13 protein-coding genes are annotated in these 13,927 nt (G+C 70.8%); 5 read left to right on the top strand and 8 right to left on the bottom strand.

What is annotated here, in order from left to right; genetic code table 11:
* Positions 1-116: 116 nt before the first annotated feature.
* Both ACZ66S_RS24725 and ACZ66S_RS24730 read left to right on the top strand, forming a co-directional pair.
* Positions 117-1,046, top strand: a complete 930-nt coding sequence (locus ACZ66S_RS24725; protein ID WP_469903896.1) for a 5'-3' exonuclease — start codon at positions 117-119, stop codon at positions 1,044-1,046.
* A gap of 92 nt (positions 1,047-1,138) precedes the next feature.
* Entirely contained in the window at positions 1,139-1,984 is an 846-nt protein-coding gene (locus ACZ66S_RS24730; RefSeq protein WP_469903690.1) for a siderophore-interacting protein, read from the top strand.
* Between the two features lie 107 nt (positions 1,985-2,091).
* Here ACZ66S_RS24730 and ACZ66S_RS24735 read toward each other — a convergent pair whose 3' ends face one another.
* On the bottom strand, positions 2,092-2,277 hold the full coding sequence (locus ACZ66S_RS24735; RefSeq protein WP_469903691.1) for a hypothetical protein: 186 nt from the start codon (positions 2,275-2,277) through the stop codon (positions 2,092-2,094).
* A 64-nt stretch (positions 2,278-2,341) separates the two neighbouring features.
* On the opposite strand from ACZ66S_RS24735, the gene ACZ66S_RS24740 reads away from it, so the two are divergent.
* Positions 2,342-3,877 carry an amino acid permease gene (locus tag ACZ66S_RS24740; protein ID WP_469903692.1) on the top strand — a complete coding sequence of 512 codons (1,536 nt, stop codon included), beginning with the start codon at positions 2,342-2,344 and terminating at the stop codon, positions 3,875-3,877.
* A 132-nt stretch (positions 3,878-4,009) separates the two neighbouring features.
* On the opposite strand, the gene ACZ66S_RS24745 is transcribed toward ACZ66S_RS24740, so the two are convergent.
* On the bottom strand, positions 4,010-4,591 hold the full coding sequence (locus ACZ66S_RS24745) for a GNAT family N-acetyltransferase (RefSeq protein ID WP_469903693.1): 582 nt from the start codon (positions 4,589-4,591) through the stop codon (positions 4,010-4,012).
* A gap of 1,327 nt (positions 4,592-5,918) precedes the next feature.
* Here ACZ66S_RS24745 and ACZ66S_RS24750 point away from each other — a divergent pair.
* Together ACZ66S_RS24750 and ACZ66S_RS24755 are read left to right on the top strand one after the other, a co-directional pair.
* Positions 5,919-7,181, top strand: coding sequence for a hypothetical protein (locus tag ACZ66S_RS24750; RefSeq protein WP_469903694.1), 1,263 nt, complete (start codon positions 5,919-5,921; stop codon positions 7,179-7,181).
* 88 nt (positions 7,182-7,269) lie between these two features.
* Positions 7,270-8,214: an RluA family pseudouridine synthase gene (locus ACZ66S_RS24755; protein ID WP_469903695.1), complete on the top strand. Its 945-nt coding sequence runs from the start codon at positions 7,270-7,272 to the stop codon at positions 8,212-8,214.
* A 16-nt stretch (positions 8,215-8,230) separates the two neighbouring features.
* Here ACZ66S_RS24755 and ACZ66S_RS24760 read toward each other — a convergent pair whose 3' ends face one another.
* From ACZ66S_RS24760 to ACZ66S_RS24785, 6 genes are all read right to left on the bottom strand, one after another.
* Complete coding sequence (locus ACZ66S_RS24760; RefSeq protein ID WP_469903696.1) at positions 8,231-9,691, bottom strand: cytochrome P450; 1,461 nt, start codon at positions 9,689-9,691, stop codon at positions 8,231-8,233.
* 105 nt (positions 9,692-9,796) lie between these two features.
* Positions 9,797-10,417 carry a GTP-binding protein gene (locus tag ACZ66S_RS24765; RefSeq protein ID WP_469903697.1) on the bottom strand — a complete coding sequence of 207 codons (621 nt, stop codon included), beginning with the start codon at positions 10,415-10,417 and terminating at the stop codon, positions 9,797-9,799.
* Positions 10,398-10,823: a DUF742 domain-containing protein gene (locus ACZ66S_RS24770; RefSeq protein ID WP_469903698.1), complete on the bottom strand. Its 426-nt coding sequence runs from the start codon at positions 10,821-10,823 to the stop codon at positions 10,398-10,400. Before ACZ66S_RS24770 ends, ACZ66S_RS24765 begins: the two co-directional genes overlap by 20 nt.
* A complete protein-coding gene (locus tag ACZ66S_RS24775; RefSeq protein ID WP_007380839.1) occupies positions 10,820-11,227 on the bottom strand; it encodes a roadblock/LC7 domain-containing protein in 408 nt (135 codons plus the stop codon). The genes ACZ66S_RS24770 and ACZ66S_RS24775 overlap by 4 nt, the downstream gene beginning before the upstream one ends.
* Entirely contained in the window at positions 11,224-12,813 is a 1,590-nt protein-coding gene (locus ACZ66S_RS24780) for a sensor histidine kinase (RefSeq protein ID WP_469903699.1), read from the bottom strand. Before ACZ66S_RS24780 ends, ACZ66S_RS24775 begins: the two co-directional genes overlap by 4 nt.
* 248 nt (positions 12,814-13,061) lie before the next feature.
* Positions 13,062-13,727, bottom strand: a complete 666-nt coding sequence (locus tag ACZ66S_RS24785; RefSeq protein ID WP_469903700.1) for a TetR/AcrR family transcriptional regulator — start codon at positions 13,725-13,727, stop codon at positions 13,062-13,064.
* Between the last annotated feature and the right edge of the window lie 200 nt (positions 13,728-13,927).

Here is a 13,927-nt window from a genome sequence, read left to right on the forward strand (position 1 = left end):
AGGCCGCGCCTGCCCATAAGCCTTTGGGTCAAACACACCGGTGTCCCGGTTCACAGGACGCTCACACCGCCGAACGAGTCAAGCGGCGACGGCCGGTGTCGGTGCCGTACGGCATGATGCGAGGCGTGACCGGACGACTGATGCTCCTCGACACCGCCTCCCTCTACTTCCGTGCCTACTTCGGCGTGCCGGAGTCGGTGAAGGCCCCGGACGGCACGCCGGTGAACGCCGTGCGCGGTCTCCTCGAATTCATCGACCGCCTGGTCAAGGACCACCGTCCGGACGCGCTGGTGGCCTGCATGGACGCCGACTGGCGGCCCCAGTGGCGGGTCGACCTCATCCCCTCCTACAAGGCGCACCGTGTCGCCGAGGAGCGCGAGAGCGGACCGGACGAGGAGGAGGTGCCGGACACGCTGTCGCCGCAGGTCCCGGTCATCGAGGCGGTCCTGGACGCGCTCGGCATCGCGCGCGTGGGGGTGGCCGGGTACGAGGCGGACGACGTGATCGGCACGTTCACCGCGCGGGCGACGGGCCCGGTCGACATCGTCACCGGCGACCGCGACCTCTACCAGCTCGTGGACGACGAGCGCGGGGTGCGGGTGCTGTATCCCCTCAAGGGTGTGGGCACGCTCCAGCTCACCGACGAGGCGTGGCTGCGCGAGAAGTATGGCGTCGACGGCCGTGGGTACGCGGACCTGGCGCTGCTGCGCGGCGACCCGAGCGACGGCCTTCCGGGGGTGCCCGGGATCGGCGAGAAGACGGCGGCCAAGCTGCTGGCCGAGTTCGGCGACCTGGCCGGGATCATGGCCGCGGTCGACGACCCGAAGGCGCGGCTCACGCCGTCGCAGCGCAAACGGCTGGACGAGTCGCGGCCCTACCTGGCCGTGGCCCCGAAGGTCGTGCGGGTGGCCGGTGACGTTCCGCTGCCGCGGGTGGAGACCGCGGTGCCGCGGGCGCCGCGCGACCCGGCGACGCTGGAGCAACTGGCTGAGCGATGGGGACTGGGTGGATCATTGCAGCGACTGGTGACGACGCTCGGCGCGTAAATATTGCCCTCGCTTTCCACGAGTGGCATGCCATCGCCAGGGGGGCGGATGCTAACTTAGGTAAGCCTAAGCACAGGGACTGGGAGGCCGCCATGGCAGAAGGACCGGGACGCAAGCCGCGGAAGCCTCATTCCGCCCAGGTGGTCCGCACCGAACGCCTCACGCCGCACATGCAGCGCGTGGTCCTCGGCGGCGACGGACTCGCCGAGTTCGCGGCGGACACCTGCACCGACCACTACGTCAAGATCCTGTTCCCGGCCGAGGGCGTGACCTACCCCGAGCCCTTCGACATGCAGCGCATCCGCGAGGAGTTCCCGCGCGAGCAGTGGCCCGTGACGCGTACCTACACCGTGCGCCACTGGGACCCCGAGCACCGCGAGCTCACCGTGGACTTCGTGATCCACGGCGACGAGGGGCTGGCGGGCCCCTGGGCGATGCGGGTCCAGCCCGGTGAGACCGTGCGCTTCATGGGCCCGGGCGGCGCCTACGCCCCGGCCGCCGACGCCGACTGGCATCTGCTCGTCGGCGACGAGAGCGCGCTGCCGGCGATCGCCCGCTCCCTGGAGTCGCTCCCCGACGGCGCCCGGGCGCACGCCTTCATCGAGGTCTCCGGGCCCGAGGAGGAGCAGAAGATCGACTCCGACGTGGAGGTCGTCTGGCTGCATCGCGGCTCCCGTCCGGTCGGCGAGGCCCTGGTGGAGGCCGTTCGCGCACTGGAGTTCCCGGAGGGCCGGCTGTGCGCGTTCGTGCACGGCGAGGCGCACTTCGTGAAGCAGCTCCGCCATCTGCTGCGGGTCGAACGCGCCGTCCCGCGCGAGGACCTGTCCATCTCCGGCTACTGGCGCCTGGGCCACAACGAGGACGGCTGGCAGGCCTCCAAGCGGGACTGGAACGCGCGCATCGAGGCGGAGCAGGAAGGCGCGGCGCCCGCCGCCTAGGCACACGGCCACGGCACCGAGGCACCCGTCCACGGCGCCTGAGCACACGTCCACAGGAGGGGCGGCACCTTCGCAGGTGCCGCCCCTCCCGTCGTGTCCGGCAGGCGTCACACCGAGCGCCGGCACGACCGGGACGTCCGGATCGACAGCCACACCGTGACGACCGCGAGCCCGGGCAGCGCTCCGCCGCGGCTCAGCACGTGCCGCTGGTCGATGCCGGGCAGCCCGTCCTTTCTGAGCTCGTCGAGGGCGTGAGGACTTGGGCCCAGCCTCGACATGACCCCGTCACGCACCGGAAACAGCACCTCCCTAATTTCTGTCGCCCGACAGGAATTCACCGCCCGAGGCAGGTGCCGCGTGACGACGACCAGTCCCTCCGACGTCCGTCCCGATCCCCCGCACTCCCCCGCCCCCGACGACCGGACCCTCGCCGAGTTCGGCTACCGCCAGGAGCTGCACCGCAGCCTGGGCCGGTACGCGTCCTTCGCGGCCGGGTTCTCCTTCATCTCGGTCCTGACGACCGTCTTCCAGTTCTTCGCCTTCGGGTACGCGTTCGGCGGCCCCGTCTTCTTCTGGGCCTGGCCGGCGGTCCTGGTCGGCCAACTGATGGTCGCGGCCTGTTTCGCCGAACTGGCGGCGCGCTACCCGCTCTCCGGCGCGATCTACCAGTGGTCGACCCGGCTCTCCACCCCGGCCTTCGGCTGGTTCGCGGGCTGGATCATGGTGATCGGGCAGATCGTCGTGGTCGCCGCGGCGGCACTGGCCCTGCAGATGGTGCTCCCCGCGATCTGGTCGGGCTTCCAGCTCGTCGGCACCGACCCCTCGCCGGCCTCGGCGGACGGCGCGGCCAACGCGGCGGTCCTCGGCGTGCTCCTGCTCGTCCTGACGACCCTCGTGAACGTCGTCGACAACCGCGTCCTGTCGGTGATCAACCGGGTCGGCGTGACCGCCGAGATCATCGGCGCGGTGCTGATCGTCGTACTGCTGCTGACGCACGCCGAGCGCACGCCCAGCATCACCTTCCACACCACCGGCGCCGCACAGAACGGCCTGTTCGGAGCACTGCTGGTGGGGTCGTTCACGGCGGCGTACGTGATGATCGGCTTCGACAGCGCGGGCGAGATGAGCGAGGAGACCCGCAACCCCCGGCGCACCGCGCCCCGCACGATCCTCACGGCGCTCGGCGCGGCCGGCGCGCTCGGCGGCCTGATCGTCCTGGGCGGCCTGCTCGCCGCCCCCAGCCTCACCGACGGCCGCCTGTCGGTCGACGGTCTCAGCTACGTCCTCACCAGCAGCCTCGGGGACGGCGTCGGCAAGGCCCTGCTGGCCGACGTCGTGGTCGCGATCACTGTGGCCACGCTCGCCATCCAGACGGCGGCCTGCCGCATGCTCTTCTCCATGGCCCGCGACGGACAACTGCCCTTCGCGGGCCGCCTCGCGCGCGTGAACCCCCGCACGGGGATGCCCACCGCCCCCGCCCTGGTCGTGGGCGTCCTGGCCGCCGCCCTGCTCCTCCTCGACTTCGCCTCCCCCGAGGCGTTCCTGGCCATCGGCACGACCTGCATCGTGATGCTGTACCTGGCGTACGCGATGGTCACGGGCCCCCTGCTGATCCGACGCCTGCGCGACGGGTTCGGCTCCGCGGGCACCGACGAGGAGGGCGCCCCCCTCTTCTCACTGGGCCGCTGGGGCATCCCGGTCAACGCCCTGGCCCTCCTCTACGGCCTCCTCATGACCGTCAACCTCGCCTGGCCCCGGTCCGCGGTGTACGACCCGGCGGGCGGGCACTGGTACTTCCAGTGGTTCACGGTGCTGTTCCTGGCGGCGACGGTGGGGGTGGGGACGGTGTGGCGGGGGGTGCGGAGGCGGACGCGGGGAGCGTCGGGAGGGTAAAGGGGGCGGCGGGGTGCGGAAGTTGCCCACTCAGCGCTGGTGGTCGCTGGCCGGCCGCCCGTCAGTCGCCTCGCACGCGCACATGCAGAAGTTGCCCTCTCAGCGCCCGTCGGCCCCCTTGCCGGCCGCCCGTCAGTCGCCCCTCACGCGCGCGTGCAGGTGCATGTCGTGCCAGCCGTCCGGATGCAGGACCGCGCTCCGCTTGGTCCCTTCCAGGGCGAAGCCCGTCTTGGTCGCGACCCGACAGGAGGCCTCGTTGCGGACCGCGTGCATGAGCTCAAGCCGATGGAACCCGACGTCGTCGAGGGCCCAGCGGGACAGGGCGACGGTGGCGCGTGCCGCGACACCCCGGCCCCGGGCCGCCGGAGTCGTCCAGTACGCCATCTCGGCCTGTCCGTCGTCGAGATGGATCTCCCGCAGCGCGACCCGGCCGAGCAGCAGGTCGGTGTCCCCGTCCACCACGGCCCACTGAGCGGTGCCCTCCCGCGCCCAGGCCGCCCGCCACTCCTCGATCCAGCCGCCGGCCTCGGCCACGGAGTCGGCGGCACGGGCGTGCCACTGCTGCATCACCGGGTCCTGGAAGGCGGCGTGCACCGCGGGGGCGTCCCCGGCGCGCCAGGGGCGCAGGAACAGTCCGTCACCGGTGGGGAGGGTGGGCTGGGCGGTGCTGGAGAGGGTGCCGGGTGCGAGCACCGGGGCGGTGAGGTACGGCATGACCCGCATCCTGCCAACCGTACGGCGGCCGCCCCAACGGGTTTTACTCTTGCCGCGACGGGACGCGGACGCCCGGAACCCGCCCCGGACGATCGCCGTCCGTACCTTTGGCCGGGCAGCTCGAACGGGCCGTACCCGCGCCCAACTTGCTCCCCAACTGCCGCAAACGGGGGTGGTACCCGTGGCGCGCCGACCGGCTGGAATGCGCGGCCGTGCATCCGGCGGCCAGGGGGTCCGCTCCGTGCGCCGGGGCTGCGCCCCCTTTTCCGCGGCCGGAATTCGTCGCATGGTGCGAAGTGGTGGGCTGTCAGGGCGAATTGCGAGCATGAGCGGTGTCGCACCCGGGCCCGTGAGGGTGGTGGCCGAATGCCTGCGACGGTCGGCTGGGGGCATCGGGTACGTGGTGCGCGTGGGGCATGGATGCGATCGGTTGAGTCGTGTACCAGTGCGAATCCACTTAGGTCGAAAGCCTGCTTCTTACCGGCCGGCGCGTCCGGAACGGCGCCGAGAACAGCCGACCGGAAGCCCTCCGCGGGGCCCTCTCCGAGGGTCCGTCGCGGTGCCTCGCACCAGCGCCAACTCGCCCCGCACAGTTGACGAAACCCACGGTGGCACTGGAAGGTAGGGATGATCCACGACCTCGCCTCCGACAACGCTGTCGCGGCGGTGGTGGCCACCGATCCTCCGCACCGTCCGGCTGCCGCCGCGAGGACAGCGACCGCCGGGCGCGCAGTTGACGAGGCCGGGTTCGTGCACGAGTTCAGCCACGCTGCGGTCGCAGTGTATGGAACACAACGCGTAGTTCATGGACTTCGTCGGCTCCGCCACCCGGAGGGCATCATGAATGGCTCTGCTCCAGGCGAGCCGCCCGAGCCGTTCCACTGATCGGGCACGCACACCTCGCTCGGCGCACGTCACCCTGGCCGTGACCCGCGCCCCCTCGCGTCCCGTATACCCCCGGAACGCCTTTCGATTCCGTGTTCTACCCAAGCCGAAGGACCTGAGAAGGACTGGCCATTCCAGGTCTTGAATACGCGACGGGAGATCAGCACGATGAGTATTACCTCGTCCTCGGTATCTTACGCGTGGACGTACAACAGGGGGCCTTTTTCCGGCCTTTCGTCGGACAAGACGATTCACAAACACGTGCGTACCAGGGGAGGCGGGCTCCGCGCAGAGGGAGCGTCAGGTGAGTGACCTGGCGGGCCTGGCGGGCGCCCTGAGCCCCGGAACTCACGGTCAGGTCATACCGAGTCTGGAACCCGCGCTGTGGCGGAATTCGGTTGACTCCCTTCTTTCCGATCCCCATGCCACGGCACTGTCCGGAATGCTGTGCCATGCGATAGAGGCGGACACCGCCAACGGCAGCCGATCGGTGCTGCGGTCGCCCAGCTCGTATGTCGACGCGGTCCGGTCCCCCGGGTTGCGGGCCGTGCGCACCCTGCTGCGCCGTGAGCAGCGGCCGGTGAACTGGCAGGCCCTGCTCGGCAGGGACACGGGCGGACTGCTGACCGCCGCCTGCGACCGGCTGATGCGCAGTGCGGAGGGCCCGCCACTGGTCGGTGTGCGGGGGGAGCTGTCCGTCGACCGGGCCCAGCAGTGGTGCCAACGCGCAGTGGGCCACACGGCGCAGTACTCCTTCGCGATGGAGATGGCGGGTCTCTTCACCGCTCTGTGCACCGCACCCGACTCGAGCAGTGCTCTGGAAGCCAGGACCACCTTCCTGTGGGGCGTTCTGGCGGGCATAAGCGAGTACTACGCGGGAACCACGCCCCAGGTGCCGGAGATCGGCCGACTCGCGCGGGAGGCGGTGGCCGCCTCCCGGCAGTGCGTGCGGATGCACGGGCGCGAGGGCGAACTGGTGGTCGCCGCCCAAGTGGAGTGCGGGGCCGTCCAACTCGTCGACAACCTGACCGGAATCCTCCAACTGCCCGATCTCTTCGGGCCGGAGGAGTACGTCCGGATCAGGGGCGCGGACATCGGGGTGCACATCTACACCGTGCAGGACGACCGCTCGGAGCGTTATCGGGACATCGTCGACGAGACCACGATGGTGGCCGTGCTCGCGCACGACCTGATCGACCACGGTCGTGACACCGAGAACGGCAACCGCAACAACCTGGCTCTGCGACGGCCCGACGGCAACCAGCTCTGGGACATCCTGGAGGTCTGCCTGAGCCACTCCTGTGCTGTCGGAGGGGCGCAGTGGCAGCGGGTCGTCGCGGGATTCGTGGTCGGCACGTGCCTGTACGCCCGGGGCGGCCGGGAACGGATGCACGACGGCACCATGACGGCAGTGCGCAAGAAACTGCGTCCGAGCACGGAGTGGACGTACGCGCCCAAGCTGGCCGAGTACTTCTCCCGCGGCGAGTGCACCTGCACGGACCGGGCCGAGCCCGTCGATGTCGGGCCGGAGCTCGACCGGCTGTACGCGGACAGCTCGACGATCGTGCGGGGCTGGCTGAGCGACCGCTGGGACGCGCACTTCGACGTGACGCATCTCCAGCGGCTGGCCCTCGCCTGCGCGGCGGCCGTACGCACCAGGAACCCGCTGTTCTCCGGCCGGAACGGAGCAGAAGTGATTCCTTGAGGCCGGTCCGCCGGCCCTGCCGGAGGGTGGGCCGCGCGGCTCACCCGCGCGGCACCCCCCTCGGCGCCCGGCCGTAGGCTTGATCGTGATGAGACGCCGTACGCCGCCCCCGCCCCCTCCCCTGCCGCAGCGCGACGGGGTCGATCCGGTGCGGGTGCGGCTGCCGCCCGGCGACGCCTGGGCGACCGTACGGGATCATCTCGTGGCACGGCTCGCGGCCGGGGCCGACGTGATCGACGGGATGCTGGAGACGGGGCAGATCGTGGACGCCACCGGACGTCCGGTGACACATGACTCGGCTTACGTGCCCGGGACGTCCGTGTGGTTCCACCGCGAGCTGCCCGACGAGGAACGGGTGCCGTTCCCGATCGACATCGTGCACCGCGACGAACACCTGGTGGTGGCCGACAAGCCGCACTTCCTCGCCACCACCCCGCGCGGCAGCCATGTCGCCGAGACGGCCCTGGCACGGCTGCGCCGGGACCTGGCCATCCCGACGCTGGGCGCCGCGCACCGGCTGGACCGGCTGACGGCCGGCCTGGTGATGTTCACCGTACGGCCCGAGGAGCGCGGCGCCTACCAGTCGCTGTTCCGGGACAGGCGGGTGACCAAGGAGTACGAGGCCGTGGCCCCCTACGATCCTGCTCTGCCCCTGCCCCGTACCGTGCGCAGCCGCATCGTCAAGGAGCGCGGCATCCTGGCGGCCCGGGAGGTCGAGGGCGAGCCCAATGCCGTCAGCCGGGTCGAACTGCTGGAGCACCGGGGCGGGTTGGCCCGGTACCGGCTGACACCGAGTACCGGGCAGACGCACCAACTGAGGGTGCACATGAGCGCTCTTGGCGTGCCCATCCTCGGTGACCCCCTCTATCCGGTGGTCACCGCCCCCGTGACGGCCGGCGACTTCCGGCGCCCGCTGCAACTGCTGGCGCGTGTACTGGAGTTCACCGATCCGATCACGGGACGCGAGCACCGGTTCGTGAGCCCGCGCGTGCTGCGGGCCTGGTCCTCCTACGAGGAGTGGGCGACCGGATAGCCCCGGTGTGCCCGGCTCACTCGCCACGCCACCAGCGCAGGAGACGCTGCAGGACCCCGGGACGTCCGGTCGGTTCGGGCGTCGGTACGGGAGCCGGCATGCTCGTCTCCGGTGTGGCTGCCTGCGGCAGCGGGGTGCTGATCTGCCAGTCCGCGGCGCGCTGGGACGGCATCCGGTGCGCCGGTCGCGCCATGACGTCCTGCTGGGGCTTGGGGACGAACTTCACCGGCAGGTCGATCAGATGCCGGTTGGAGATGGTCTCCTCCCACTCCAGTTCGTCCTCGTCGCAGGCGAGTTCCGCGTCCGGAAGCCGGGTCAGCAGCGCGTCGACGCCCACGTCGGCGATGGCACGGCCGATGTCCTGACCCGGGCACTCGTGGGGGCCTCCGCTGAAGGCCAGGTGGGAGCGGTTGCCCTGCATGTTGGCCTTGGTGTCGGGACGGACGCGCGGATCGACGTTGCCCGGCGCGATGCCCAGGACGAGACCGTCGCCCCTGCGGATGCGCTGGCCGCCCAACTCGGTGTCCTGCTTGGCGAAGTAGCCCAGGATGGCGCTGAACGGCGGTTCGTCCCACATGGACTGCTCGACCGCCTGGGGCACCGTCATCTGGCCGCCGTTGAGCTGGGCGCGGAACCGCGGGTCGGTGAGCACCACCCGCAGGACGTTGGCGAGGAGGTTGGCGGTGCTCTCGTACGCCACGATGAGGATCAGCCGGAGGTGCTGGCTGACCTCCTCGTCGGTGAGGCGCGCCGGGTGGTTGATGAGGTGGCTCGTGAAGTCGTCCTCGGGTGCGGCCCGGCGGCGGACGGTGAGCCGCGTGAGGACGTCCATGATGTACGCGTTGCTCTCGATGGCCGTCTCGGTGCCCCTGGGAAGGTCGCGGGCGGCCGCCACGAGCCGGTCGTTGTACGCGTCGGGCATGCCGAAGATCTCGCACATCACCATCATCGGCAGGCGTTCGGCGAACTGGCTGACCAGGTCGGCCTTGCCCTGCTCGCAGAACCTGTTGACGAGATGCTGGGTCGCGCGGTTGATGTGACGGCGGATGCCCCGGTGGTCGATGGTCGAGATGGCCCCGGTGACCGCGCCGCGCAGGCGCAGGTGCTCGTCGCCCTCGGCGTGGGAGCACAGGGGCTGCCAGGCGAGGTGCGGCATGAGGGGGTGGTCCGGCTTGACGGTGCCGTCCTGCATGGGGCCCCACAGCCGGGTGTCACGGCTGAAGTGCGAGGGGGTGCGCACCATGTGCATGTTCTCGCTGTGTCCGAGCACCACCCAGATCGGCACGTCGTCGTGGAGCAGCGCGGGGGCCACGGTTCCGTGCTCGGTGCGCAGTTCCTCGTACAGGGCCTCCAGGTCCTCCGCCCCGGCGCCGTACAGCCGACGCAGTCCGCCGGGTCCGATGCCGTGCGCGGGGCAGCCGGGCGGGGGTCCCGCGGGGTCGTACGTACCGGCCGGGGTAAAGGGTTCAGGCGTCACGATGGTCGCTCCGGAGCTGAAATCGATCTGGTCTGAGGGAAGTCACGGGTCGCCCCGGCACGAGTGCTGCGAACGGGACGGGGGGTATGGCAGTGGGGTCCCGCCTCACACAGGCGCCTTCTCCACCGCCAGTGAATGAAGGAACCGCATCAAGGTCATCAGCACGTCCCGGCTGGACGCCCGTCGGCGGGCGTCGCACTCGACGATGGGGATGTCCTCGCTGAGGTCGAGCGCGGCGCGCAGGTCGTCGATGGCGTGGCGGGGGCCGTCCGGGAAGGTGTTGACGGCCACGACGAAGGGAACGCCCCGTTCCTCCAGGCGGTCCATGACGTCGAAGCTGACTTCGAGGCGTCGGGTGTCCACCAGGACCACCGCGCCGAGTGCGCCTTCGAACAGGCCGTTCCACAGGAACCAGAAGCGTTCCTGGCCGGGGGTGCCGAAGAGGTACAGCACCAGTTGCTCGGTGATGCTGATGCGGCCGAAGTCCATGGCCACGGTGGTGGCCGTCTTGGTCTCGGAGCCGTAGTTGTCGTCGACCCCGATGCCGGCCTGGGTCATGGTCTCCTCGGTGGTCAGCGGTTTGATCTCGCTGACCGAGCCGACCATGGTCGTCTTGCCGACGCCGAAGCCGCCGACGATGACGATCTTGACCGCGGCCTCGGCGGTTTGGGGGAGGTGGTCCTCTGTTCGCGGACCGGGGATGGTGTCAGAGCCTTTGAAGTCCATGCATCACCGCTTCGAGGAGGGAACGGTCGGCCAGCGCCTGCCGGATCACAGGGGCGCGCGCCGTCACCAGTTCGGCCGTCAGCAGCTCGGTGAGCAGGACGGTCACCACGCTGAACGGCAGGCTGAGATAGGCGGACAGCTCGGCCACGGACAGCGGGGCCGTGCAGAGCCTGAGCAGCGCCGCCTGTTCGGGCGTGGCGGAGGGCGGTGGGTCGGCGTGCGCCACGATTAAGGTGACCAGGTCGAGCTCCGAGCGCTCGGCTCCGTCGGGGCCGGTGATGACGTACAGCCGCTCGGGGTTCTTCTTCGGTCCCTCGGGTGGGTTCTGGCCCTCCTGTGGGGGTGGCGGGGTGGTCGGTTCCGGACTGGCCTTGGGGAATCGCCGTCGGCGTTGTGGAGGAGTCATACGGTCTGCCCGTTGCGACGGGGCGGACTCGTCAGGTGCGCGCCGATGCGGACGACCAGGTCGCTCATGCGGGCGCTCATGTGTCCGGGTTCGGTGATGATGTCGGAGAGCACCGCGAGGTAGGCGTTGGGGCCGGCGGCCATCAGGTAGAAGTAGCCCCCGTGGATCTCGATGAGGACCATCTTCATCTTGCCGTCGCTGCCCGGGATCTCCCCGGCCACGGCGCCCGCCAGGCTCTGCAGGCCCGCGCAGGCGGCGGCGACGCGGTCGGCGGTGTCCGGGTCCCCGCCGTGCCGGGCGATGCGCAGGCCGTCGGCGGAGAGCACCACGATCATCTGGATGCCCGGTACGCCTTTGGCGAGGTCCTGGAGCATCCAGTCGAAGTTGCCTCGCTGCTGGATCACTTGAGGTTCCCCTCGTCTTCGGCCTCGGTACGGGCCGGTTCGTCGGTCGGCTGGGTGACTGCGGAAGAGGTGGGGCGCTTGAGGCCGTCCATGAACGCCTGGACCCACAGGCCCGGCGGGGTGTCGTCCGGCTTCGGCTCCGGCTCGGGCTCGCGCTGGGCCGTCGACCAGATGGTGGGGCGGCCTTCCCGCTCGGCGCGTTCGATCTCGGCCTGCTCGGCGTAGCGCTGGGTGAGCGAGGTCTTGACCCGGCTGCGGCGCTGGGGCAGCCCGTTGGCCGTCCACTCGGTGACCTCGGGGACGTCGTCCTCCATGGACACCGGCGTCGTGAACTTGGGGCTGGTCGGGCGGCGCTTCTTGATGGTGCGCTTGGGACCGGGCAGGGCGCCGAGTTCGGCCTTGGGCACGGCGGTGGCGCCGATGCCGTGGGCGAGTCCGACACCGGGCTCGTCGGTGAGCATGTCGCTGGGCACGACGAGGATCGCGCGGACCCCGCCGTACGCGGAGGCACGCAGCGAGACCTGCATGTCGTACGCCTGGCAGAGCCGACCCACGACGGCGAGGCCGAGGCGCGGCGACTCGCCGAGGTCCTGGAAGTCCACGCCGGCCTTGGCCCGTTCCAGCATGCCCTCGGCCCGCAGCCGGGCCTCCTCGCTGAGGCTGACGCCCGCGTCCTCGATCTCGATGCAGACGCCGGTCTGCACCTCGGTGGCGGTGACGTGCACCTTGCTCTGGGGCGGCGAGTAGCGCGTGGCGTTGTCGAGGAGCTCGGCCGCGGCGTGGATGACCGGCTCGACGGCGGTGCCCTTGACGTTGACCTTGGCGATCGAGGACAGGTCGATGCGCCGGTACTCCAGGATCCGCGACATGGCACCGCGCAGCACGCTGTAGAGCGCGACGGGTTCGGGCCACTGGCGGCCGGGGCGGCCGCCGCCGAGGACGGAGATGGAGTCGGCGAGCCGGCCGATCAGCGCGGTGCCGTGGTCGATGCGCAGGAGGTCGTCGAAGACCTCGGGGTTGCGGCCGTGGTCCTCCTCCATCTCCCGCAGTTCGTTGGCCTGCTGGTGGACGATGGCCTGCACGCGCCGGGCGATGTTCACGAAGGAGCGCTGCGCGGCGTCGCGCATGATCTCCTCGGTGTCGACGATGGTGAGCACCGTCTTGAGCAACCGGATCTGCGGCTCGGGCAGGTTCGCCCACGCGGGGTCGAACTCGCCCAGGCGGCGAATCACCTCTCCGGGGGAACTTCCGCGGCGCAGCCAGTCCAGCGCGGCCGGCGCGATCTCCTTGGCGAACCGGATCATGTCCTGCTCGTGCTCGGCGATGCGCTGCTGCAGATGCGCCGTGTGACGGATGTGCTCCTGCCGCTGCTCACGCAGTTCACGACCGCGCCGGACGGCCTCGGCCGCCACCGCGATCACCAGCAGCGTGGCGACGGCACCGCACCAGCCGACTGCGGCCCTGGCCGGCTGCTGCACCAGCGCGACACCGGTCCCGGTCACCGCGGCCATGACTATGGCGGGGAGCAACAGCACGCGCGCATACGGCAGTTCACGGCGTCCTGGGGGGGATTGAACACTCACCATGTGGGCCCTCTGAGACGTATCGACGGGGAGTCGCACATATAGGGAACAAGCGCACGAATACACATCAACTCGGTGCGCTGCGGGCGAGCTTAGTCCGACCGGATCATCGCCGTGTCATATTCAGCAAGCGCCTGAAACGGGCATTGTGACTGGAGTACTCTCGGGTCATTTACACGCTCCGACATCACTCGAACACGGCGCGTCATGGCGTGCGGGTGTGCGAATCCCCTCACCGTGGGGAGTGAAGGTCAGGTGCCGGCGGGGCGCTGGTCCTGGATGCCGGCGATGCGCAGCGCAGCGTCCGCGGTGGCCTCGGCGAAGACCGAGACGGGCCGCTCGGGGTCGGAGCGGCGGACCAGGATCACGCCCTCGATCAGACCGAACAGCAGGTCCGTACGGAGCTCCAGCTCGCTCTTGGCGAGCGCGCCGCCCTCGGCCGTCGCGGCGAGCAACTGCCGGTAGGCGTCCTTGAGTTCGGCCCGTACGGCATGGAAGCCGGCGAACCGCTCGGCGCGTACCTCGGGCAGCAGGTAGAGGCCGCCGAGGTTGTACGGCCCACCGCACAGCACCTCGACGTCGGCGCGGCACAGTTCCCGGAGCCGGTCCGCCGCCGGGACCGCGTCGTCCGCCAGCAGCTCACGGGCGTACGTCAGCGAGGGCGTGACGGTGGACTCCAGGAGCTCGGCGAGGAGTTCCTCCTTGCCGGAGACGTAGTGGTACATGGACGCCTGGCGCATACCGGCCCGCTCGGCGACGGCCCGCGTGCTGGTGGCGGCGTACCCGAGGGTGGTGAACAACTCGGCGGCGGCTACGAGGAGTTCCTCCCGCGGCGCGAGCCCGCTCTCCGGCCGCCGCGCCACCCGCGGCCGCCCGACCCGCCGCCCGGCCGCCGCGGACCCACCTGACACACCCATGCGTTCGATCCTCGCACACCGCCCCCGAGCACCGGACACCCACGGAGACGGGACCGGGAGATGCAGGGCCGCGAAGCCCCCCGGAGCAACCACCACACCCCGACCCACCCCAACCCCCAGGGGCGCGGGGAACTGCGCGACCAGCCCCCACCATCCCGCACCCGACAACGCACCGCCCTTCCCCCCACCGCCCCGCACCC

The sequence above is a fragment of the Streptomyces sp. NPDC107471 genome (assembly GCF_055582845.1).

Bases quoted from the DNA above. Each gene is read 5' to 3' on its own strand.
- ACZ66S_RS24725 (WP_469903896.1), top strand. From the start codon at position 117: ATGCGAGGCGTGACCGGACGACTGATGCTCCTCGACACCGCCTCCCTC.
- ACZ66S_RS24730 (WP_469903690.1), top strand. From the start codon at position 1,139: ATGGCAGAAGGACCGGGACGCAAGCCGCGGAAGCCTCATTCCGCCCAG.
- ACZ66S_RS24745 (WP_469903693.1), bottom strand. From the start codon at position 4,591: ATGCCGTACCTCACCGCCCCGGTGCTCGCACCCGGCACCCTCTCCAGC.
- ACZ66S_RS24750 (WP_469903694.1), top strand. From the start codon at position 5,919: ATGCTGTGCCATGCGATAGAGGCGGACACCGCCAACGGCAGCCGATCG.
- ACZ66S_RS24755 (WP_469903695.1), top strand. From the start codon at position 7,270: ATGAGACGCCGTACGCCGCCCCCGCCCCCTCCCCTGCCGCAGCGCGAC.
- ACZ66S_RS24765 (WP_469903697.1), bottom strand. From the start codon at position 10,417: ATGGACTTCAAAGGCTCTGACACCATCCCCGGTCCGCGAACAGAGGAC.
- ACZ66S_RS24770 (WP_469903698.1), bottom strand. From the start codon at position 10,823: ATGACTCCTCCACAACGCCGACGGCGATTCCCCAAGGCCAGTCCGGAA.
- ACZ66S_RS24780 (WP_469903699.1), bottom strand. From the start codon at position 12,813: ATGGTGAGTGTTCAATCCCCCCCAGGACGCCGTGAACTGCCGTATGCG.
- ACZ66S_RS24785 (WP_469903700.1), bottom strand. From the start codon at position 13,727: ATGGGTGTGTCAGGTGGGTCCGCGGCGGCCGGGCGGCGGGTCGGGCGG.